Source organism: Catenuloplanes atrovinosus, assembly GCF_031458235.1.
GTDB classification, from domain to species: domain Bacteria; phylum Actinomycetota; class Actinomycetes; order Mycobacteriales; family Micromonosporaceae; genus Catenuloplanes; species Catenuloplanes atrovinosus.
Map to the genome: position 1 here is coordinate 3163142 of NZ_JAVDYB010000001.1, position 21643 is coordinate 3184784.

Annotated in this window: 21 protein-coding genes; 8 read left to right on the forward strand and 13 right to left on the reverse strand. The window is 72.4% G+C overall.

Going from position 1 to position 21643, the window contains the following annotated elements; genetic code table 11:
• Positions 1-4: 4 nt before the first annotated feature.
• Together J2S41_RS14165 and kdd are read right to left on the reverse strand one after the other, a co-directional pair.
• Complete coding sequence (locus J2S41_RS14165) at positions 5-1516, reverse strand: amidohydrolase (RefSeq protein ID WP_310367814.1); 1512 nt, start codon at positions 1514-1516, stop codon at positions 5-7.
• Positions 1513-2517 (reverse strand): L-erythro-3,5-diaminohexanoate dehydrogenase, encoded by a 1005-nt coding sequence (gene kdd / locus J2S41_RS14170; RefSeq protein ID WP_310367817.1) that lies wholly within the window; start codon positions 2515-2517, stop codon positions 1513-1515. The genes J2S41_RS14165 and kdd overlap by 4 nt, the downstream gene beginning before the upstream one ends.
• A gap of 104 nt (positions 2518-2621) precedes the next feature.
• On the opposite strand from kdd, the gene J2S41_RS14175 reads away from it, so the two are divergent.
• Together J2S41_RS14175 and J2S41_RS14180 are read left to right on the forward strand one after the other, a co-directional pair.
• Complete coding sequence (locus J2S41_RS14175) at positions 2622-3959, forward strand: KamA family radical SAM protein (protein WP_310367819.1); 1338 nt, start codon at positions 2622-2624, stop codon at positions 3957-3959.
• A 9-nt stretch (positions 3960-3968) separates the two neighbouring features.
• Positions 3969-5129 carry a flavin monoamine oxidase family protein gene (locus tag J2S41_RS14180; RefSeq protein ID WP_310367823.1) on the forward strand — a complete coding sequence of 387 codons (1161 nt, stop codon included), beginning with the start codon at positions 3969-3971 and terminating at the stop codon, positions 5127-5129.
• Here the strand turns inward: J2S41_RS14180 and J2S41_RS14185 are convergent.
• Positions 5101-6111 carry a hypothetical protein gene (locus J2S41_RS14185; RefSeq protein WP_310367826.1) on the reverse strand — a complete coding sequence of 337 codons (1011 nt, stop codon included), beginning with the start codon at positions 6109-6111 and terminating at the stop codon, positions 5101-5103. The genes J2S41_RS14180 and J2S41_RS14185 overlap by 29 nt on opposite strands.
• Positions 6112-6980: 869 nt before the next feature.
• Here J2S41_RS14185 and J2S41_RS14190 point away from each other — a divergent pair.
• Positions 6981-7547, forward strand: a complete 567-nt coding sequence (locus J2S41_RS14190; protein WP_310367829.1) for a histidine phosphatase family protein — start codon at positions 6981-6983, stop codon at positions 7545-7547.
• On the opposite strand, the gene J2S41_RS14195 is transcribed toward J2S41_RS14190, so the two are convergent.
• The 3 genes from J2S41_RS14195 to J2S41_RS14205 all read right to left on the reverse strand — a co-directional run bounded on the left by J2S41_RS14195 (position 7522) and on the right by J2S41_RS14205 (position 11408).
• Entirely contained in the window at positions 7522-7983 is a 462-nt protein-coding gene (locus tag J2S41_RS14195; protein WP_310367832.1) for an Lrp/AsnC family transcriptional regulator, read from the reverse strand. The genes J2S41_RS14190 and J2S41_RS14195 overlap by 26 nt on opposite strands.
• 17 nt (positions 7984-8000) lie before the next feature.
• Positions 8001-10280 (reverse strand): hypothetical protein, encoded by a 2280-nt coding sequence (locus J2S41_RS14200; protein ID WP_310367836.1) that lies wholly within the window; start codon positions 10278-10280, stop codon positions 8001-8003.
• Positions 10281-10430: 150 nt separating this feature from the next.
• Entirely contained in the window at positions 10431-11408 is a 978-nt protein-coding gene (locus tag J2S41_RS14205) for an aldo/keto reductase (protein ID WP_310367839.1), read from the reverse strand.
• A gap of 72 nt (positions 11409-11480) precedes the next feature.
• On the opposite strand from J2S41_RS14205, the gene J2S41_RS14210 reads away from it, so the two are divergent.
• Positions 11481-12617, forward strand: a complete 1137-nt coding sequence (locus J2S41_RS14210) for an acyl-CoA dehydrogenase family protein (RefSeq protein WP_310367842.1) — start codon at positions 11481-11483, stop codon at positions 12615-12617.
• Between the two features lie 9 nt (positions 12618-12626).
• Here J2S41_RS14210 and J2S41_RS14215 read toward each other — a convergent pair whose 3' ends face one another.
• From J2S41_RS14215 to J2S41_RS14230, 4 genes are all read right to left on the reverse strand, one after another.
• Positions 12627-13640, reverse strand: coding sequence for a class I SAM-dependent methyltransferase (locus J2S41_RS14215; protein WP_310367846.1), 1014 nt, complete (start codon positions 13638-13640; stop codon positions 12627-12629).
• Between the two features lie 9 nt (positions 13641-13649).
• Positions 13650-14201 (reverse strand): RNA 2'-phosphotransferase, encoded by a 552-nt coding sequence (locus tag J2S41_RS14220; RefSeq protein WP_310367849.1) that lies wholly within the window; start codon positions 14199-14201, stop codon positions 13650-13652.
• Between the two features lie 85 nt (positions 14202-14286).
• Positions 14287-14547, reverse strand: coding sequence for a hypothetical protein (locus J2S41_RS14225; protein ID WP_310367852.1), 261 nt, complete (start codon positions 14545-14547; stop codon positions 14287-14289).
• A 25-nt stretch (positions 14548-14572) separates the two neighbouring features.
• The gene (locus J2S41_RS14230) at positions 14573-14761 is read right to left on the reverse strand and encodes a hypothetical protein (RefSeq protein WP_310367854.1); all 189 of its coding nucleotides are present in this window, start codon (positions 14759-14761) and stop codon (positions 14573-14575) included.
• Positions 14762-14989: 228 nt separating this feature from the next.
• Between J2S41_RS14230 and J2S41_RS14235 the strand changes: the two genes are divergently transcribed.
• Together J2S41_RS14235 and J2S41_RS14240 are read left to right on the forward strand one after the other, a co-directional pair.
• Positions 14990-15217, forward strand: a complete 228-nt coding sequence (locus tag J2S41_RS14235; RefSeq protein ID WP_310367857.1) for a hypothetical protein — start codon at positions 14990-14992, stop codon at positions 15215-15217.
• A gap of 33 nt (positions 15218-15250) precedes the next feature.
• Positions 15251-16132, forward strand: coding sequence for a helix-turn-helix domain-containing protein (locus J2S41_RS14240; protein WP_310367859.1), 882 nt, complete (start codon positions 15251-15253; stop codon positions 16130-16132).
• Between the two features lie 9 nt (positions 16133-16141).
• Here J2S41_RS14240 and J2S41_RS14245 read toward each other — a convergent pair whose 3' ends face one another.
• The gene (locus tag J2S41_RS14245; protein WP_310367860.1) at positions 16142-17314 is read right to left on the reverse strand and encodes an alpha/beta hydrolase-fold protein; all 1173 of its coding nucleotides are present in this window, start codon (positions 17312-17314) and stop codon (positions 16142-16144) included.
• 279 nt (positions 17315-17593) lie between these two features.
• Here J2S41_RS14245 and J2S41_RS14250 point away from each other — a divergent pair, with 279 nt between their 5' ends.
• Together J2S41_RS14250 and J2S41_RS14255 are read left to right on the forward strand one after the other, a co-directional pair.
• On the forward strand, positions 17594-18910 hold the full coding sequence (locus J2S41_RS14250; RefSeq protein ID WP_310367861.1) for an immunoglobulin-like domain-containing protein: 1317 nt from the start codon (positions 17594-17596) through the stop codon (positions 18908-18910).
• Positions 18907-19755, forward strand: coding sequence for a family 43 glycosylhydrolase (locus tag J2S41_RS14255; RefSeq protein WP_310367862.1), 849 nt, complete (start codon positions 18907-18909; stop codon positions 19753-19755). Before J2S41_RS14250 ends, J2S41_RS14255 begins: the two co-directional genes overlap by 4 nt.
• 333 nt (positions 19756-20088) lie before the next feature.
• Here J2S41_RS14255 and J2S41_RS14260 read toward each other — a convergent pair whose 3' ends face one another.
• The gene (locus J2S41_RS14260; RefSeq protein ID WP_310367864.1) at positions 20089-20775 is read right to left on the reverse strand and encodes a hypothetical protein; all 687 of its coding nucleotides are present in this window, start codon (positions 20773-20775) and stop codon (positions 20089-20091) included.
• 118 nt (positions 20776-20893) lie between these two features.
• Positions 20894-21595 carry a TetR/AcrR family transcriptional regulator gene (locus J2S41_RS14265; RefSeq protein ID WP_310367866.1) on the reverse strand — a complete coding sequence of 234 codons (702 nt, stop codon included), beginning with the start codon at positions 21593-21595 and terminating at the stop codon, positions 20894-20896.
• Between the last annotated feature and the right edge of the window lie 48 nt (positions 21596-21643).

Genomic DNA, 21643 nt, shown 5'->3' on the forward strand with positions numbered 1-21643 from the left:
CGTACTACTCCTCGTGGATCGTGACCCCGTGCACCACCGTGCGCCGGCAGGCCGGCGTCGCCTCGATCGCGGCGTCCAGCCCGCCGACGCCGTCCCAGACCGCGAACGTGGCCGGTGCGCCCGGCTCGACCGCGCCGCCGGCCATCGCGCCGGGCAGCGCCCGCCAGCCGCCGCGGGTGTGGGCCGCGAACGCGGCGCGCACGCCCATTCGGCTGTGCGGCGTGTGGTGGGCGACCGCGGCCCGCACGCCGCCCCACGGGTCCAGCGCCGTCACCGGCGCGTCCGAGCCGAACGCCAGCGGCACGCCGACGTTGTGCATCGCGGCGAACGGGTTCGCGGTCAGCGCCCGCTCCACGCCCAGCCGGGCCGCATACATCCGCGTCCCGCCGCCCCACAGCCGGTCGAACGCCGGCTGCACGGACGCGACCACCCCGTACTCCACCATCCGCGCGATCAGCGTCCGGTCCAGCAGTTCCGCGTGCTCGATCCGGTGCCGGGCCGCCCGGACCACCTCGATGCCGAGCCGCGCCGCGACCTCGCCGATCCCGGCCAGCACCACGGCGATCGCCGCGTCCCCGATCGCGTGGAAACCGCCCTGCATGCCGTGCGCGTGACAGTCGAGCAGATGGTCGCGCACCTGGTCGACGCTCAGGTAGCCGTGCCCGCGGCTGCCCGGCTCGTCCGCGTAGTCGTGGCCGAGGAACGCGGTGCGCGACCCGAGCGCGCCGTCGGCGAACAGGTCACCGCCCGCGCCGACCGCGCCCAGTTCCCTGGCCTTCGCCGCGGCGCCGAGCTCGCCCCAGTAGCCGAACACCTCCGGATGCCCCCGCTGCGGCCCACCGGCCGCGAGAACCTCGGCGAAGTCGTCCTCGCTGGAGATCCGCGGGCCGCCGCACTCGTGCACCGCACCGATCCCGAGCCGCGCGGCGTGCCGCAGCGCGGTCCGCTGCGCCGCGCGCCGCTGCGCCGGGCCGACCGAGCCGAGCGCCAGATCGCGCACGGTGTGGTGCGCGTCGACGCGCAGCCAGCCGGACGAGTCGAACCCGGCCGCCGCGTGGATCGTCGGGTCCGCCTCCAGCAGCGCCGACGACACCAGCGCCGAGTGCACCGACACCTGCGACAGGTAGACGCGCCGCCCGCCGGCCGCCACGCCCAGCTCGTGCGCGGACGGCAGCGCCGGCGACTCCCAGGTGGACTCGTCCCAGCCGTGGCCGAGCAGCACACCGTCGGCCGGCAGGTCCCGCGCCGCCTTGTCCACCGCGTCCAGCACCTCCCGGGCCGACCGGGCGCCGGTCAGGTCCAGCCCGGCCAGGTTCAGCCCGGTCGACGTGGTGTGCACGTGCGCGTCCACGAACGCGGCCGTGAGCAGCCCGCCGTCCAGATCGACCACCCGGTCCGCGGCCGGCGCGCCCGCGTCGTCGCCGAGCCAGGCGATCCGGTCGCCGTCGGCCAGCAGCGCGGTCGCGTGCGGGTCGGCGGCGGAGTACACGGTCCCGCCACGGTAGAGGATCCTCATGACGCACAGTCTGCCCGCAGCCGGGCGGCGAACAGTTCCCGCAGGCCCGGCGTGGCGCGCACCAGCCCCAGCGCCATCTCCGCGTGACCGGGCAGGTAGCCGTTGCCGATCAGCAGCGTCACGTCCGCGGCCAGACCCTCCGCCCCGAGCGCCGCCGCGGAGAAGCTCGTCGCCATCGAAAAGAAGATCACCGTGCCGCCGTCCGCGGTCGCCAGGATCGCCGCGTGCTCACAGCCGGGCACGTCCACACACACCACGGTCACGTCCGCCCGCACCCGCCCGGCCACCGCCGCCGGATCCCGCGCGTCCGCGACCACCACCTCGTCCGCCAGCCCGCGGACCCGCGCCGCCTCCGCCTCGTCCGGGCAGACCGCCACGGTACGCACCGCGCCCGCCCCCTTCGCCGCGACCAGCGACAACGACCCCGACTTCCCCGAACCGCCGAGCACCGCCACCGTCGGCCGCGAATAGCGCGCCACCACCCGGGCGGTCAGCGCGGGCGCGCCGCACACGTCCAGCACCGCCAGCGCCAGCCGCGGATCGAGATCATCGGGCAGGACCGCCGCCACGGTCCGCCCGTGCAGGATCGCGTGGCCGTCGCACGGCACCTGCTCCGACCGGCCGTCCCACCGCGCCAGCCCGTCCGCCAGGCGCAGCGGCGTCAGCGTCAGGCTGACCAGCGTCGCGATCCGGTCGCCGGGCCGCACCCGCAGCGTCGCCTCCGGCCCGACCTCCTCGACCACGCCGATCAGCATGCCGCCGGAGCCGGTCACCGGATTGTGCATCTTGCCGCGCGCCGCCACGATCCGCAGCACCTCGTCACGCACCCGGTCGCCGTGCGCCTCCCGCAGCTGCCGGAAACTCGCCGCGTCCAGGTTCAGCCGCTCCACCCGCACCCGGACCTCGTCCGGCGCGATCTCCGGCTCGGCATCCAGCCGCCAGGCCGCCTGCGGCAGCACGCCCACCGGCTCCAGGACGCGGCGCCCACCCGGAACCCACACCGCATCCACCTCCGACGAGAAAACTTACGGCAGAATATTCTGAACGCCGGAAGATTTCCAGTAGTCTGCGCCGTACGGAAGAAAAAACACTCGCTGGAGGCGTCGTGACACACACCCCAACCAGCACCCGGCAGCCCTACGCCTACACCCGCCGCACCCTCACCGAACCCGACTGGACCCGCTACCCCGGCTGGCGCCACATCACCCGCGACCAATGGGAATCAGCCCAATGGCAACGCGCCCACTGCATCAAGAACATCCGGCAGCTCCACCACGTCCTCGGCCCCCTCGCCGACGACACCTTCTACGACGACCTCGCCACCGACCAGGCCCGCACCGCCACCATGCCCATGCTCCTACCACCACAAATGCTCAACACCATGGTCCCCCACGGCCCCACCACCACCGACGCCCTCCGCGCCGACCCCATCCGCCGCTACATGCTCCCCCTCCACACCGACCGCATCCCCGACCACCCACTGTCCACCCGCGACTCACTCCACGAACACGACATGTGGGCCGCCGAAGGACTCACCCACCGCTACCCCACCAAGGTCCTCGCCGAACTCACCGCCACCTGCCCCCAGTACTGCGGCCACTGCACCCGCATGGACCTCGTCGGCACCAACACCCCCGCCGTCACCAAACTCAAACTCACCCTCACCCCCGCCGACCGCCACGACGCCCACCTCCACTACCTACGCCACCACCCCGAGGTCCGCGACATCGTCGTCTCCGGCGGCGACCTCGCCAACATCCCCTGGCCCCGCCTCGAGACCTACCTCATGCGACTCCTCGACCTCGACACCATCCGCGACATCCGCCTCGCCACCAAAGCCCTCGCCGCACTCCCCCAACACTGGCTCCAACCCCACATCGTCGAAGGACTCGAACGCGTCGCCCGCACCGCCGCCCGCCGCGGCGTCAACCTCGCCCTGCACACCCACGTCAACCACGCACAGACACTCACCCCACTCGTCGCCCGCGCCACCCACACCGCACTCGCCGCCGGCATCCGCGACGTCCGCAACCAGGGCGTCCTCCTCCGCGGCATCAACGACACCGCCGACGACCTGCTCGACCTCTGCTTCGCACTCCAGGGCGAGGCCGGCATCCTCCCCTACTACCTCTACCTCTGCGACATGATCCCCGGCGCCGAACACTGGCGGCTCCCCCTCCACCACGCCCAGACACTCCAGCACGACATCCTCGGCTACCTGCCCGGATACGCCACCCCACGGATCGTCTGCGACGTCCCCTACGTCGGCAAACGCTGGGTCCACATGGCCGCCGCCTACGACCGCGTCCTCGGCATCTCACACTGGACCAAGAACTACCGCACCCCGCTCACCGACGACACCGTCACCACCGGCTACCCCTACTACGACCCGATCGACACACTCCCCGAAAAAGGCCGCGCCCACTGGGCCACCCGCTGCTAGCGTCCGCCCATGCCGATCATCGCCAGCGCCGTCACCCACTGGGCCGACGACCCCTGGACCCGCGGCGCCTGGAGCCTCATTGGCCGGCACGGCACCCCCGCCGACCGCACCGCGCTCGGCACCCCCGTCCACGACCGCCTCCGCATCGCCGGCGAAGCCACCCACCCCACCCGCGCCGGCATGACCCACGGCGCCTACGAACAGGGCATCACCGCCGCCGACTGGGCCGCCACCCACGGACACCGCCACGTCACCGTCGTCGGCGCCGGCATGGCCGGCCTCGGCGCCGCCCAACGCCTGCGCGACCACGGCATCACCACCCGCGTCCTCGAAGCCCGCGACCGCATCGGCGGCCGCACCACCGGCATCGACCTCGCCGGCTTCACCTTCGACCTCGGCGCCAACTGGCTCCAGCAGTACGACGACAACATCCTCGCGCGCCTCGCCGAAAAACTCGCGCTCCCCGTCGTACCCACCGAATTCGGCTCCGGACACCCCGAACTCGAAGACACGCTCCGCCAACGCCTCGCCACCGCACCCGAACACGCCTCCGTCGCCGACGTCCTCGCCGCCTGGCCCACGCCCCCGGACGAACTCCGGCGCCTCGTCGACACCGAGATCACCATGGACACCGGCGTGTCACTCGACTGGCTCAGCGCCCGCCACGGCTTCGAACCCGGCGTCGGCCAAGGCGACCGATGGATCATCGGCAGCTACCAGCGCCTCGTCACCCACCTCGCCGACGGACTCGACATCACGCTCCGCACCCCGGTACACACCATCGACCTGCTCCCGGACCACGTCACCATCAACGGAACGCTCCGCTGCGACGCCGTCATCGTCACCGTCCCCATCGGCGCGCTCCCGGCCATCACCATCACCCCACCACTACCCGCACCACACCGCCTCGCCCTCACCCGGCTCGGCATGGGACGCGTCGAAAAGATCATCATCCGCGCCACCACCCGCTTCTGGCCCGCCACCGCATACTTCCGCATCCACGGCCCCGCCACCGGATCGATCAGCGAATGGCTCGACGCCACCGACGCCGACGGCACCCCCACACTCGTCGGACTCCTCACCGGACCCTGGCTCGACACCCTCTGGACCGGCACCGACACCGACATCACCCGCCGCGTCCTCACCCACGTGCTGCACGCCGACGCATGATCGCCGCATCCAACCGCCCCGCCACCCCCCGCGCCAAACCCAACGCCCGCAACCGCTCCAACTCTCGCAACGCCGCCACCGACCCGAACGACTCCAGCGCACGCACCGCCGCGTACGCCACCACCTGACTCCGCGGCCCGTGCCCCGGCACCTTCCGCGCCGCGAACTCCCCCAGCCCACCCGCCACCGGCACATCCCCCTCATCCACCGGCAACACCGTCAGCACGAACAACAAACCCCGCAAAGCCCGCGCGTTGTACGGATCCAGCACCCCGTTCCAATCCGGCTCATCCGCCGCCCGCCGCAACACGATCGTCCGGCCCGCCGGCACCAGCCCACACCAGCGGTGCACCAGCCTCCGGCACCCCACCACCCCCCACTCATCCGCGAGCACCGCCACCCGCCGCGACCACCCCACCCCCGGCCGCGGACCCGACACCTCCAGCGCCGCACCCAGCAACCGCCGATCCGGGCACTCCGCGTTCGCCGCCTCCGCCCACACCTCACCGGCGTTCAACGGCTCCGCCACCGACGCCAGCCACGGCCGCAACGACGTCCCACCCCGCCCCAGCCACCGCTCCGTCCGCCGCATCACCGCCACCAGCCCCGGCGGCACCACCCCGGTCTCCCGCACCGCCACCCGCGCCAACACCGCCAGATCGTCCACGAACGCGGTCATCCGCGCGGACGCCGCCTCGATCAGGATCAGACCCGCGCGCCAGGACAGCGCGTCCGCCTCCAGGCCGTACCCCAGCCAGCCCAGCAACCCCACGACCTCGTGCACCGGGGCCAGCTCCGCCACGTCCAGAATCAGCGCATGCCGGCGCGCCGGCGACAACCGCCACACCACGGCACGGACCGCGGCCGCGTCCTGCCGCCACACGTCACCGTTCCGCACGGCCAGCCCGACCAACTCGGCGGCCAGCGCCCGGCCGTCGCCCGCCGCGGCCAACTCCCGCACACGCCGCAGGTCACCGGACATGGCGCCGAGAATACGACGATCCACATACGACGGGGGTCCGGATTCACCTGTCCGAGCCCCCGTCGTACGTGTGCCGTCCCCTCGATCAGCGAGCGCGTCCCCGACGCGTCCTTCGCGTGCTCACCGCCCGGCGGATTCGCGCGGCGGCCGCCACGGCCCGTGGCCGCTCATCGTCGGTGGCGTCGCCGCACCGCCCCTCGCCTTCTCTCCCCCGCGCGACCGGCAAACAAAAGATGTTCTTTGGTCATCGGTGCCGAAGGCACGTTTTTGCTTTTCAGAGCCTTGTGGTGCGGAGCACCACGTGTAGTGCGTCCTAGGAAGCTAGATTGAATCCCCAGCCGCCTGCTCGCCTGTACCGACGGTGGCGGGCCTGCCGACCACGCCCGCCCGGACCCTGTTCCGCCGTCGTCAGATTCACTGTCCTGTGTCGCTCCGCCGTCCTGTGCCTTGCTGGCCGCGCCCACCACCCGGCTCCCCGCTGGCCGTTGACCACGCCCGCCCACCACCGGCGCGTCCCGCGCACCCCCCAATCGCGTCGATCTAGGCCGCATTCGCGTGATTGGAGATCAACGTACGGGAATACGCCCTAGATCAACGCGGGGTTGGGGTTGGGGGCAGCGGGAGGCCGGATCGCCGCACGCGGCTGTCGACGCCGCTGCTCGCCGCGCAGCCCGGCTCGCCACGAGCAGCGGCGAGCCGGGCTGGTCGGCGAGTTGGCCGATGCCCGGGCAACGATTCCGCGAGCACCAGCGCCACTCCCCGGTCGCCTGCCGCATCACCCCGCCTACGGCATCCTAGGAGGCTAGCTGGATTTCCGGTGAGGGCCGCGCCGAAGGCGCGGGCCGGGAGGCTCTGGTTGACTAGGGATCATGGCGGAGATCGTTCTGGTACGGCATGGGCAGACCGAGTGGAGTGTGGCCGGGCGGCATACCGGCAGCACCGACATTCCGCTCACCCCGGTCGGGGAGGAGCAGGCGCGGGCGATCGGGCAGAGGATCAAGGGGCGGGAGTTCGCGCAGGTGCTGTGCAGCCCGCGCGTGCGGGCCCGGAGGACCGCGGAGCTGGCCGGCCTCCGGGTGACCGAGATCGTCGAGGATCTGGCCGAGTGGGACTACGGCGACTACGAGGGGATCACCACGAAGGAGATCCACGAGACCAGCCCGGACTGGTACCTGTGGACGGACGGCGTGCCCGGCGGCGAGTCACCGGAGCGGATCGGCGCACGCATCGACCGGGTGCTGGCGAAGGCGCGGGCGGCGCTGGAGCACGGTGACGTCGCGCTGGTGGCGCACGGTCACGCGCTGCGCGTGGTGGGTGCCCGGTGGATCGAGGAGCCGGTACGCGTGGGCGGGCGGCTGCGGCTGGACACGGCGACGCTGTGCCGGCTCGGGTTCGAGCACGGCCGGCCGGTCATTCTGGAGTGGAACTCGCGCTGACCGCGGGCGGGCGTCCCTCGTACGGGGTGGACAGCACCACGGTGGTACGGGTGGTCACGTTCGCCGCGGTGCGGATCTGCTGGAGCAGGCGCTCCAGCTCGCCGGGGCTGGCCACCCGGACCAGCAGCATGTAGAAGTCCTCGCCCGCCACCGAGTAGCACGACTCGATCTCGGGCAGGTGGGCGAGCTTCTCCGGCGCGTCGTCCGGCTGCGACGGGTCGAACGGCCGGATCGCCACGAACGCGGTGAGCTGGAGGTCGAGCGCCTCGTAGGAGACGCGCGCGGTGTAGCCGCGAATGACGCCGCGCTGCTCGAGGCGGCGGACGCGCTGGTGCACGGCCGACACGGACAGTCCGACGCGCTCCGCGAGGTCCGTGTACGACAGCCGCCCGTCCGCGGTCAGCGCCGTCACGATCGCCCGGTCGATCTCCTCCACGCGAAGAACCTACCCCGCTAACCGACAGTGCCGTCATTCGGGGATGTCGTCACGGACGGTGCCGGGGAGGAGGACGGTGCGGGCAGCGCGCCGGCCCCGGTCTCCAGCATCGCGGCGCGCAGCACGTCCGCGCCGGCCTTCAGGCGCTCCGCGTAGTAGACCCGGTTCCACGGCTCCCAGGTGATCTCGTCCAGCGGCTGCAGCGCGCCGTCGGCGGCCAGCCGGACGCGGACGCCGGTGGCGGTGCGCGTGGTGGGCACGTTGCCGTCCGGGACCAGCACCTGCAGCGACGACGGGTCGGCGAACCCGGCGAACGCCCACGGTACCCGGATGGTCAGGGTGCCGTCGCCGGTGAGCCGCCACAGGTTGCGGTTGTCCGCGTTCTGCGCGGCCGGATCCCACACGCCGTGGTTGAGCACGCCCACGTCGAACAGCTCCGCGGGCAGCTTCCGGCCGGTGGTCGGCACGGTCAGATCCCGGTTGATCACCAGCTGGTACCGCTGCCAGCCGTTGACCGCCTTCGCCCGCAGGCCCGCCGGCACCTGGTAGTCCAGCGGCAGCGGGTCCAGCCGCTCGCGCACCCACACCTGCCCGGTGAGCTTCGCCAGGTCGAGCTGGATCGCCAGGTCCGCGCCCTCGTCGGTGGAGCCGGGCGGCGGGCTGCCGGCGATCTCCGGGAGCACGTCCAGGCCGATGGTGAGCGCCTTGGGCGCGGGCTTCGCCAGATCGACACCCAGTTGGAGGTACGCCTCGTCGACGGCCGCGACCGCGCGGGTGGCGATCGGCGAGTCGGGTTCGTCCAGCACCTGCCGCGGCCAGCCCTCGGGCGGCCCGGTCGGATCGGTGGCGATGATGCCGAAGTGCTGCTCGTTGGTGAGCGGGTCGTGCCACAGTTGCCGCCGCTCCGCGGGCGCCTGGTGAGCGATGGTGTTCCAGGTGAACTTGAACCACTCGTCGGCCCAGCCGAACAGGAAGCCGCCGGCCATGCCCGTGCCCCGGATCACCCGCAGCAGCTCCGCCCCGATCGTCATGGCCTCGCGTTCGCCGTGGTCACCCTGGCCACGGCCGAGCGGTCCCGCGTGCGCCGTGCCGAGACTCGACGGTACGCCGAACTCCGTCACCATCACCGGCATGCCCTTGTGGTGGCGGCGCAGCGCGGTCAGGTAGCCGGCGTACGGGTCCGGGCGGCCGTTGAAGATCGCCTTCTGCAGTGCGGGCTCGTGCCGCTGGAAGTCCGGGTAGTACGGATACGCGTGGTAGCTGGCGAACGTGCCGCCGGGCCACTGTTCCGTGGGCAGCACGTGGTTGGCGTCCACGCCGGCCAGGTCCTCCTGCGGCAGCGGCTCCTCCGGGTGGCGCAGCGGGTCGGTGGTCGGCCAGTTCACGAACGCGACCGGGGCGCTGCGCCCGCGCGCGGCCTCCGCGGAGGCGAGCTCGTCCATCCGGGTGGCCAGCCACCGCTCGGTCGGCGTCGCCTCCGGCGTGCTGCGGAAGTACCTGCCGGTGAAGGACGGCCGGCCGGCGTTCTTGCGGTCCGACTCGTGCACGCCGCTCGGATCCCACTCCACGCCGATGATCCAGGCGGCCAGCCACGGGCTGACGTCCGCGGTCCAGGTGCCGTGCGAGCGTCCCCGCCGCGGCTCGCGTTCGAGCCCGCCGGAGACCGCGGCGGAGGCGTCCCTCAGCTCGTCGACGAACGCGGTGGTGACGGCCTCGTCGTACAGGTCGCCCTTCCGCGCGTACGACTCGTCCGGCAGGTAGACGCCCTGCACCAGGTAGAGCGCGCGCTCCGGGTGCGTCCGGTTGTAGGCGGCCAGCTCCTGGTAGAACGCCGGCGGGTGGATCGTGTAGACGCGCACCACCCGGATGCCCATCCGGTCCATCGCCGCGAACCACGTCCGGTAGTCCTCGGCCGTGACGGCCAGCTCGCCCGGCTGGTGCCCCGGCGTGGTGGAGCCCAGGTTGACGCCGGGCAGGAACGTCTTCGCGCCGGACTTGGTGTACAGCACGAACTGCTCGCCCATCGCCTGCGCCGCGACCTTCAGCCCGTTCGGCGCGGTCCGGCGGTCCGGCGCCCAGCTCGGCCCGTCCGGCGGCTCCGGCAGCGCGCTCACACCGGTGATCCGGCTGGTGAACTGCTCGACCGGCGCCGGGGGCGGTGTCTCCTCCGCCAGCACCTGGTGCACGCCGAGCGCGCCCAGCGCGACCACCGCCCCCATGCCCACGAGCCAGCGCCAGCGCTGGTTGCCCGGCTGGTTCTGGTGGTGCCGGCCCGGAGCACGGTGCGATCCCGTCACCGATTCATTTTGTCGCCCTGTTCACTTCCGTCCCTCGGTTTCCGGGAAAGTCGCCCGGGCTCTTGCGGCCACGGATGCCGCAGGGAGGCCGGCCACGGCCGACCGGTGCCCGCGGGAGCATGCGGAACCGGACCCGCCGGAAGCGGGAAACTAGGAATGGTCCGTCACCACGTGCGGCCGGTACGGCGCCTCGAGCGCGGCGATCTCCTCCGGGGTCAGCGTGACCGAGACCGCGGCGACCGCGTCCTCGATGTGGCCGGTGCGGGACGCGCCGACGATCGGGGCGGTGACGACCGGGCGGGACAGCACCCAGGCCAGCGCGACCTGGGCCACGGGCAGGCCGCGGGCGTCCGCGATCCGGCGGGCCTCCTCCGCCACGGCCAGGTCGTCGTCGCTGTAGAGCTCGCGCGCGATGGCGTCGGTGCGGGCCCGGGTGGTGTGCTCGCCGTCCCGGGTACGCGAGCCGGCGAGCAGGCCGCGGGCGAGCGGGCTCCACGGGATGACGCCGACGCCCTGGTCCGCGCAGAGCGGCAGCATCTCGCGCTCCTCCTCGCGGTAGACCAGGTTGTACTGCGGCTGCATCGACACGAACCGGGTCCAGCCGTGCACGTCCGCGGCGTGCTGCGCCTTGGCGAACTGCCAGGCGAACATGCTGGACGCGCCGAGGTAGCGGGCCTTGCCGGCGCGCACCACGTCGTGCAGCGCCTCCATGGTCTCCTCGATCGGCGTCTCGTAGTCCCAGCGGTGGATCTGGTAGAGGTCGACGTAGTCGGTGCCGAGCCGGCGCAGCGAGTCGTCGATCGAGGCCATGATGTGCTTGCGGGACAGGCCGCGCTCGTTCGGCCCGTCGCCCATCGGGTGGTAGACCTTGGTCGCCAGCACGTAGTCGTCGCGGCGGTGGAAGAACGCGCGCAGCAGCCGGCCGGTGACCTCCTCGCTGCCGCCGAGCGAGTACATGTCCGCGGTGTCGTAGAACGTGACGCCCAGTTCGGCCGCGCGGCGCACGATGGGCTTGGCCGCGTCCGCGTCCAGCACCCACTCGCGCCAGGACGGCGAGCCGTAGGTCATCATGCCGAGACAGATCCGGGACACCTTCAGGCCGGTGGTGCCGAGCCGCACGTACTCCATGGTCTGCAGACCCTACCGTCCGGCCGCCTCGGTTACTCGCCCGTACTCCCTAACGACCGTTAAGCTTCGCGCATGTGGATCCCGCCCACCGACGAGGCCCGCGACCTGCTCGGTCTCGTCGAGGAGATCGCCGACGGCGAACTCACCCCGCGAACCGCCGCCGACCACGAGTCGCGCGGCGAGTTCCCCCGCGAGATCGTTCGTACGCTCGGCCGCGCCGGCCTGCTCGGACTCCCCTACCCGGCCGAGCTCGGCGGTGCCGGCCAGCCGTACGAGGTCTACCTGCGCGTGCTGGAGCGCCTCGCCTACCGCTGGCTGACCGTCGCGGAGGCGGTCAGCGTGCACACACTGTCCTGCTACCCGGCCGCGGTGCACGGCGACGACCGGCTGCGCAAACTGGTGCCCGACCTGATCGGCGGCGAACTGCTCGGCGCGTACTGCCTCTCCGAGCCGGCCGGCGGCTCGGACGCCGCCGCGCTCACCACCCGGGCCGTGCCGGACGGCGACGGGTACGTGGTGACCGGCACCAAGGCGTGGATCACCCATGCCGGGTACGCGGACTTCTACACCGTCTTCGCGCGCACCGGCGGGCCCGGCCCGGACGGCATCTCCTGCCTGCTGCTCGACGCGGCCACGCCCGGCCTGGAACCGCAGGCCCGCGAACGGCTGATGGGCCTGCGCGCCGGCGCGCCCGCGCAGGTGGTGCTGGACGGCGCGCGGGTGCCGGCCGAGCGACTGGTCGGCACCGACGGGCAGGGCTTCCGGATCGCGATGTCCGCACTGGACGCGGGCCGGCTCGGCATCGCCGCGTGCGCGGTCGGGCTCGCCCAGGCCGCGCTGGACTACGCGGTCGGCTACGCGCGGGAGCGCACCCAGTTCGGCTCGCGGATCATCGACTTCCAGGGCATCGGCTTCATGCTGGCGGACGCGGCCACCTCGATCAGCGCGGCCCGGGCACTGCTCTACACCGCGGCCCGGCTGCGCGACGCCGGGCTGCCGTTCCGCACCGAGGCCGCGCAGGCCAAGCTGTTCGCCACGGACGCCGCCATGCGCGTCACCACGGACGCGGTGCAGGTGCTCGGCGGCGCCGGATACGTCACCGACCATCCGGTGGAGCGCTGGTTCCGCGAGGCGAAACTGCTCCAGATCGTCGAGGGCACCAACCAGATCCAGCGGCTGGTCATCGCCCGCGCGCTGGCCCGCCCCTGAGGCCGCCGCTCACGGCGCCATCCGGTCGCGGAACGCGCGCTTGCGGCGCTCGCGCTCCTCGCGGTCGCGGCGCCGCCACTCGTCCATGTCCGCCTCCGACCGCGCGCGGACCTCGCCGGCCGGATCCCAGTCCAGCCCGGCCGCCGCCGCCGCGGCCACCACCTGGTCCAGCGCGACCCCCATCAGGCGCAGCCGGGCGATGATCTCCAGGGAGTCGTCCGGCATCGGCACCCGCGCCGGGCGCCCGCTGTCGTCGTCGACCACCGCCCACAGCCGTCCCGCGACCCGCTCGAAGCACAGCCCCGACGCGCGCCGCGGCGGCCCGGCCGTGGCCATCACCACCAGCCCCGGCGCGTCGTCGTCCACCGGGTCGACCCGGAACCCCGCCTCGGCCAGCACGGTCGCGTACCAGACATCGGACCGCAACCGGATCTCCCGCTCGAACGTCAGCTCGGTGCCGTCCGCCAGCCGATAGCCGGCCAGATAGCGAACCCGGTCGCCGAGCACCCGGGCATCCTCGCGCCACACGGCCGCACCGTTGGCCAGCCGACGGTACGAACCCGCGCGCGTCCACCCCGTCCAGTCCCGCGCCGTGAACCGCCGCGCGTCGAACGCGAGCCGCCCGCCGGGCCGCAGCGCCCGCCGTACCGCCGCGAACGTGGCGATCAGCTCCCGGTCGTCGGTGATCTCCGCGACCACGCCGCCGGCCAGCACGACCAGCTCGAACGCGTTCTCCGGCAACACGCGCGCGTCGCCCAGCCGCCAGCTGACCAGCGCGCCGATCGGCCGCCGCCGGGCCAGGTCCAGCATGGTCCGGGACGGATCGACCGCCGTGACCCGATGACCGCGCCGCGCCAGCTCCGCCGCCAGCCGCCCGGTGCCGCACCCGACGTCCGCGACCGACACCGCCGGCAACTGCGCCGCCACGTCGACGTAGAACGGGTGCTCGGGCGGATCGGGGTGCAGCGCGTCGTACAGCGCCACGGTCCGGGGATCGGTGTACTCCGCGGAGGTGGCGCTCATCGGCCCAGTCTAGGTTCGTGGTTCGCTCAGGTACCGGGGCGGTACGGCGTCGGTCAGCCAGACCCCGTTCGCACTGCGGAAGAACGTGTGCCCGTCCCGCGCCATGCGCGCCGCCGCCACCGTCAGCACCACCGGCCGCCCGTGCCGGGTGCCGACCGTGCGCGCCGTTGCCGGGTCCGGCGAGAGGTGCACGTGATGCCGTCTGCCCTTGACCAGCCCCTGCTCCCGGATCGCCGGCAGATTCCGGTCCGCCGTCCCGTGATACAGCGTCTCCGGCGGTCCCTGCGCCTCATAGCCGAGCTCGACGTCGATCGAGTGCCCCTGGTTGGCGCGGATGCGCTCGCCACCGCCGGGTGCGCCCTCGATCGTGAACCGCTTCTTGTCGTTCTCGTCGACGACCCGGCCGAGCTGATCGCGGGTCAGGGTGAGGCCGTGCCGGGCGAGAGCCTCGAGGAGGGTGGGGACGGCGACCCAGCCGTCGGGCGTGAGGGTGATGCCGACGCTGTCCGGGCGATGCCGGAGGATGAGGGAGAGCCGTTTGCTCGTTCGCTTGATATCCATTACACGCTCAGAATATCGAGCCCGGTCCAGCGATATATCGCGCGTGGCCAGCGACCATCGAGGCTGGAGCGACCCCGTGCGAACGTCACCACCATCGAGCGCCGTACCGGTCGGCGCGGGATCGGCACGTCCGGCGGCGGGCCGCGACGGCCGCCCGCAGCGCCGGCCAGATCCGCAGGCGGCGCCGGCGATCCAGCGCCGCCAGCACCTCCGCCAGCTCGCGCCGCTCCCCCGGCGGCACCAGCGTGACCACGATCAGCAGCGGAAGCGTCGCCGCGGCCAGCTCCACGAGCACGAAGAAGACGACTATCGCCGCAACCACGACGAACGCCACGAACGTCGACATGCCGATCCCCCCAGACCTTGCCTGGTCACGCGGTGAGCGCCGCGGCCAGTACGAAGACGAAGGCGACGCCCATCGCGAACGCCACCACGAACGTCGCCCTGAGCATCTCGGCGACCACCCCGACCGGCTCTGGCGCACGCCGCATCGATTTCATCGCGACCACCAGGCAAAGCACCGCAATGAGCACGTACAACCCAGGCTGTTCCGGCAACATGATTCTTTCCCTTTCGCCCCGACACCGAAGTCCTGGTGAAAATGTTATTCAAGCCGTCATGAATGAGGAGGCCCTACGCAGACTACGAAACAATCAGCTTGAATATCACCAGGTCAGCAAGGTTGCCAGCGGCTAGTTCGCGGGCCGCGAGGTAGCAGTCAGCCACCCGGCATGCGGACTCGGGTTCACACTAGACAACTCGCGTAACATGAATGAAGGTATGATCTCGTGACTAGAATTGCGAATGACGCGCGCACTACGACCCTCCGAACGCTCGCCGCCACCGATTGCGGGACAGGTAGCTGCCCGACTGTTTACGAGGGCGATCCAGGAAAGATCGTGGTTCAGGGTTACATCGTCTCCGCGGCCGACGCCGGCATCACCCTTCCTGCCGGAGAGATGCTGGTCGAGGTTCCGCGACGGTTGTTGATCGACGCGCTTCGCACGATCTCCTGATCGGTACGCACTGAGGCGAGGAGGGGATCTTCGATGACCCGGCAGGGCGGGACCCCTCCGAACCGGCATGAGCCAGTCGGCGTCGTACTGGCACGCCTGCGACGCGCGCGCGGCTTGTCGGGAGCCGAGTTGGCGGCCGCGGTCGGGATGAGTCAGCCCAAGATCTCACGGATCGAGCGGGGGAGAGGCTCGCCGGATCCGCGGGATATCGAGGCCATAGCCCGCGCTCTCGGCGCGGACGACGTCGTGGTGAAGGAACTGGTGCAGCGTACGGCGAACGCGCACAACCGTATCGTGGAGTGGCGATCGGCCCCGGACAGCATCGTCGACCGGCAGGAGGTGGTCGCGGACTGGGAGGCCGCCGTCGACGATGTGCGGGAATTCGAGATCACCCTCATCCCCGGCCTGCTTCAGACCAGCGGGTACGCGAAGGCCGTTCTCATCCTGTTCGAATCGCTCGTCCGGTCCCGCCGGACCCCGGTCGACGAGCGGGCGATCCTCGCGGCGGTCGCCCTGCGGATCAAGCGGCAGGAGGCATTGGCAGACCCGGCCAAACGCCTGCACGCCGTGATCGCGGAGATCGCGCTGCGCCGACATGTCTGCTCCGCGGTGGAGATGCTGGCCCAGATCGATCATCTGCGCGACATGGCGGCGCTGCCGAACGTGACCGTTCAGATCATCCCCGATGAAGCCGAGATAAACATGCTGCTCAACCACGGCTTCGTGCTCTTCGGAGAGGACCTTCTGTTCATCGAGCTGTACAACACCGGCCTGGTCTCGCGGGGCGAGCAGGACATCAAGTACTACCGTCGCGTCTTCGACCTCGCGGTTGCGTACGCTACCGACGACATCGACCCGATCCTGGATCGGCACCGGCGCCGCTGCATCGATAAGATTCAGCAGGATCTCGGCTGACGCGCCGCCTCAGCGGCCCAGCAGGCCGATCAGCGCGTCCGGGAAGAGCCGCCGCCAGTTGACGTAGTCGTGGCCGCCCAGGTACTCCCGGTACGCCAGCGGGTAGCCCCGGCCGATCAGCACGTCCCGTATGCGCCGGTTCACGTCCACCTGTGAGGCCGCGCCGCCGGGGCCCGGGCCGGTCTCCCGGTCGCCGACGTCGAGGTAGAGGCTCAGGTCGGCGCGGGGGCGCCGGGCGTACTCGCGGGTCAGCCACTCCGGTTCGCCGTCCGGGCCGGCGCGCCAGAAGCTGCCCGAGTGCGACAGCGCGCGGCCGAACACGTCGGGGGCGCTCAGTGCCACGTACGCCGCGGTCAGCCCGCCCAGCGACATGCCGGCGGCGGCGGTCCGCGCCGGGTCCGCGGTGAGGCCGAACTCCGCGTGCGCCCACGGGATCAGCTCGCGCGCCACGAACTCCGCGTACGCCGGCGTGGTGCCCAGTTCCTGGTCGCGGGTCGCGTCCTCGACGTGCACGTAGAGCGTGACCAGCGGCGGGACCCGCCCGGCGGCGACGAGCCGGTCGATCAGGTCGGGCATGCGCATCACGGTCTGCGAGAGGTGCCCGTCGAAGACGACGAGCGCGGCGGCGGGCGTACCGGTCGGGCGGTGGACCGTCACGCGGCGCGCGCCGCCGAGCGCGGCGCTGGCCACCTCGGTCTGCTCGCGCACGCCGGCCGGGACCGGCGGGCCGGACAGCCAGGGCTCGGGCGGTGCGTCCGGCAGTTCCAGCAGCGAGACCCAGCAGTCGCGGTCGGTCGGGTCGCCGGGGTCGCGGGGGAACAGGAACGTGTGCGGGTTGAGCGGGTCGACGTGGGTGGCACCCACGCCGGTCGTGTCGCGCGGGGAGACGGCGGCGGCGCCGTGGCCGAGGTAGTAGAGCGTGCGCAGCCGGGACGGCAGCGCCACGGTCGCGTGCCACAGGTCCGTGCCGGGCACCCGGTCGAGCGGGGCCTCGACGCCCCAGCGCACCGCGGTGGTCTCCGCCTCGCCGCGCCAGCAGAACGTCACCAGCGACGTGCCGCCCGGGCCCGGGGAGATCAGCGGCCCGCCCGAGGCCTGGGCCGTACGCCAGAGACGGTCGGCCGCCTCGGGTGCGCCGTCGCGAACCTGTGCCAGCAGCGCGCCGATCCGCTCGTCGATCATGAAGCCACTCCCCGGGTCGCTCCTCCCGGATCACTGTGGTAGATCCGACCGCCGCGAGTCACGAGACGGACACGCTTTGTTGCGGGGTTGTCACCGATGCGAACCGTGCGTGATCGATACCGCGTTTTCGTGACCGATCGTCGTGTCGGATCGGCACACATCGCCCCAGCTCGCATCGGCGAGTCGGGCCATAGACGCATTGACATCGCTCTTGACGAGCGCGTCGAGGCTGGTCGAGACTTCCGCCAACCAGGTCCCACCACGTCTCGGAGGCTCGCCATGGACCGCCGGCTGCTGGCGCTCACGCCGCTGCTGTCCCTGCTGCTCGCCGCCACTCCGGCGACCGCCGCGGAGCCGCCGCCGGACCGGGCCGCGGTCAAGGCGGCGGCGGCCGCCATCACCCTCCACGACCTCGGCGACGTGCGCGGCAACCTGACGCTGCCGGCGGCCGGGCTGCACGGCACCGCGATCCGCTGGCGATCGTCCGCGCCCAGGATCATCACGCCGACCGGCGAGGTGCACCGCGGCCGGCACGCCGCGCGCGTGGTGCTGACCGCGACGGTCACCCTCGGCGAGGCACGGGCCCACCGCACGTTCACGGCGACGGTGCGCGCCCGGCCGCGACCCGAGCCGATGGCGGGCTACCTGTTCAGCTACTTCACCGGCGAGGGCACGGCCGACGGCGAGCAGGTCTACTTCGCGCTCAGCCAGGGCAACGATCCGCTGCACTGGCAGGAGCTCAACGGCGGCGCGCCGGTGCTCACCTCCACGCTCGGCGAGCAAGGGCTGCGCGACCCGTTCATCATCCGCTCGCCCGAGGGCGACAAGTTCTACCAGATCGCCACGGATCTGCGCATCTACGGCAACGGCGACTGGGACGCGGCACAGCGCACCGGCAGCCGGTCCATCATGGTGTGGGAATCGACGGACCTGGTCACCTGGACCGATCAGCGCCTGGTCCAGGTGTCGCCGGAGACCGCGGGCAACACCTGGGCGCCGGAGGCGTACTACGACGAGGCCCTCGGGGCGTACGTGGTGTTCTGGGCCTCGAAGCTCTACGCCGCCGACGATCCGCGGCACACCGGCGACTCGTACAACCGGATGATGTACGCGACCACCCGCGACTTCCGCACGTTCAGCGAGGCCCGGGTCTGGAAGGACCCCGGCTACTCGGTCATCGACTCCACCGTGATCAGGGACGGCGACACGTACTACCGGTTCACCAAGGACGAGCGGAACCCGAGTTCGTCCACGCCGTGCAGCAAGTTCATCATCGCGGAGCGGTCGGGCACGCTGCTGGACACGGACTGGGACTTCGTCGCCGAGTGCATCGGCAGCGGCGCGCTCGCCCGCGGCGAAGGCCCGCTGGTCTTCAAGTCGAACAGCGAGGAGAAGTGGTACCTGTTCATCGACGAGTTCGGCGGGCGCGGCTACGTGCCGTTCGAGACCACGGATCTGAGCTCCGGCGGGTGGACCGTGTCCGCGGACTACGCGCTGCCGTCCCGGCCCCGGCACGGCACCGTGCTGCCGGTCACCGCGGCCGAGCACGCGGCGCTGCTGGCCAGGTACGGGCCCGCGTACAGTCCGGGATCATGAACAACCCCGTGCTGCCCGGATTCACCGCCGATCCGCACCTGGTCGTCTACGGCGATACGTACTGGCTGTACCCGACCACGGACGGCTTCGACGGCTGGTCCGGCACCCGGTTCCGCGCCTACTCCTCCACCGATCTGACCCGCTGGACCGACCACGGCGTGATCCTCGACCTGGCCACGGACATCACCTGGGCTGACGCGCACGCGTGGGCGCCCGCCGCGGTCGAGCGCGACGGGCGCTACTACCTGTACTTCTGCGCGGACCGGGCGATCGGCGTCGCGGTCGCCGACTCGCCGGCCGGCCCGTTCCGCGACGCGCTCGGCAAGCCGCTGATCGCCGCGGACGCGTACCCGGATCAGATGATCGATCCGATGGTCTTCACGGACGACGACGGCCGCGCGTACCTCTACTGGGGACAGGGCGCGGCCTACCAGGTCCCGCTGCACGACGACCTGGTGTCGTTCGACCCGGCCGAGGTGAACGTGCACACGCCGGAGGGCTACAACGAGGCGCCGTTCGTGATCAGGCGCGGCGACGTCTACTACCTGATGTGGTCGGAGAACGACACGCGCAGCGCCGACTACCGGGTCGCGTACGCCACCTCGGACGGACCGCTCGGCCCGTGGAGCCCGCGCCGCGGCGTCATCCTCGCCAAGGACGAGTCCCGCGGCATCCTCGGCACCGGCCACCACTCCGTCGTCCGCGAGCCCGGCACCGACGACTGGCACATCGCCTACCACCGATTCGCCGTCCCCGGCGGCGACGGCACCCACCGCGAAACCGCCATCGACCGCCTCCACTTCACCGACGACGGCGCCATCGTCCCGGTGGTGCCGGCCCGCTAGCGTTCCACGGATCTCCGGCGGCGGCTTTTCCCGCTTCCGGCGTGGTCGCGGTCCGCATGCTCCCGCGGGCACCGGTCGTCGCTGGCGCTCCTCCCTGCCGGTCCCGCGCGTCGCCGGCCTCCACCCCCACGCCCCCTCCGCCCCGCCCCTCTCTGCCGCGTCGATCTAGGGCGGATTCCAACGTTTCGATCTCCAATCACGTGAATCCGCCCTAGATCGACGCGGCGGGGACCGGCACGCGGCAGGCACCGGCACGCGGCAGGCACCGGCACGCGGCAGGGACCGGCGCACGGCAGGGACCGGCACGCGGCAGGGACCGGCGCGCGGTGGGGGCTAGCGGAGGATGTCCAGCGCCATCAGGGTGGTCAGGGTTGCCGCGACCAGGAGGAATGGGGTGCCGGTGAGCAGGAGGCGGCGGCGGTAGGACGCGTAGCGGCCGCGGACCTCGCGAGGGTCGCCGTGGGCGGTGCCGTCCGCCCAGCCGCCGCGGATCAGGCGGCGGGTGCCGTCCGGGTCGACGAGGAGCGTGCCGGTGACCACGACCGCGGTGGACGGGCGCACCAGGTGCTCGGCCACCGAGTACGGACGACGGGCGCCGGACGGCTCCCGGCCGTTGTCCTGATAGGACCGTTCGATCATCGGTGCGCGCAGCGCGAACAGGCCCTGCCGCGCCAGTTCCTCGTCAACCTCCACGCGGACGCCGCCGTGCCGGATGCCGCGGTCTCCCTCGCCGCGCTCCACGTCGGTGCGCCACTCCACGTAGCCGCCGTCCTCACGATAGCCGCGCCGGACGGTCTCGCCGTGCCACGCGCACGGCAGCCGCGACCACGGCCCGACCCGGCCGTCGTCCGCCGCGGTCGTGCCGCCGACGGTGACCGGGCTGCCGTCCTTGACGCCGGAGAGCTGGTCGCAGTGCAGCACCGGCCGTCGTCGCAGCCGCAGCCAGCGCACCCAGGACCGGCCCCAGAGCAGCGCGGTCACCCCCACCCCGGCCCACGCCACGACGACAAGCACGATCACCCTGACAGCATGCCGCGTCCGCGCTCGCCGCGCGTGCCCCGGTCCCGCGCGCCGGGCGCACGCCACAGCGCCCGCACCGCATCGACGGGCGCACGTGCGTACCCGGTAGGCTCGGTCCTCAGGCCCTGCGCATGCGGGCCGCGACGCCGTCCAGCAGCAGCTCGAGCGCGGCCGGGAAGGCGCTGGACACCATCTGGGTGGCCAGCAGCGGCGCCGCCTCCGCGATGTGCGGGTGGGTGGCGGACGGCAGCCGGGCGTAGGTGGACCGCCACACCTCCTCCTCGGCGAGCAGTGCCGCGTTCGGCAGCGCCAGCGACGCCGCGTCCAGCGCCGCGAACGCCAAGGTCTGGTCGATGAACGCGTGGTACACCCCGACCGCCTCCGGAACCGGCAGCCCGGACGCGTGCAGCACCGCCAGCACCGCCTCGTCCGCGGCCAGCTCGTTCGCCTTGCCGGTCACCCGGCTGGTGGTGAGCACCGCGGCCTGCGGGTGCGCCACGTAGGCCGCGTGGATGCGCAGCCCCAGGGTGCGCAGGTCCTCGCGCCACGAGCCGGTCGGCGACCAGCCGTGCAGCGCCTGACCGATCAGTGTGTCGCCGATCGCAAGCGTGAGCTCGTCCATGCCCCGGAAGTAGCGGTACAGCGCGCTCGGGTCGCAGTCCAGCGCCAGGCCGAGCCGCCGTGCACTGAGGCCCGCGCTGCCATGCTCCCTGAGCAGGCGCAATGCGGTGTCCACGATCAGTGTCTCGGACAGCACGGTGCCGCTGCGGGTGGGCCGCCGGCGTCGCCGTTTCTCCTCCGGTACCACCGTCTTCGGCATCGGACCTCCCCGGAACTCTTATGCCAACACAGTTGACCTTACGCGAGG